This is a genomic window from Rhizobium sp. Rhizsp42, assembly GCF_047304155.1.
Lineage (GTDB): Bacteria > Pseudomonadota > Alphaproteobacteria > Rhizobiales > Rhizobiaceae > Rhizobium.
Genome location: NZ_JBGLYS010000226.1, coordinates 1 through 219, shown reverse-complemented (window position 1 = coordinate 219; position 219 = coordinate 1). Strand labels below are relative to the sequence as shown.

At 61.2% G+C, this 219-nt stretch carries 1 protein-coding gene; it reads right to left on the bottom strand.

The annotated features are described in order from the left end of the window. Positions 1-38: 38 nt before the first annotated feature. Positions 39-219 (bottom strand): Gfo/Idh/MocA family oxidoreductase (locus ACCD05_RS32170; protein WP_413397748.1); only part of this gene is annotated, 181 nt, incomplete at its 5' end.

Genomic DNA, 219 nt, shown 5'->3' with positions numbered 1-219 from the left:
GGCCATCTCCTATGTGGCTTTCGGTCGGGAGAAAACCGTCAGCCGATCTTGATCAGCTTGCCTTCCTTGACGGACTGCACGGCTGCGTCGGCGAGCACGAGGGCGGCGAGGCCATCGGCGCCCGAGGGGGAGATCTTAGCGTCCTTTTCGATGGCGGCGATGAAGCTTGCGATCTCGTTGGCATAGGCTTCGGTGTAGCGGGTCATGAAGAAGTCGTGC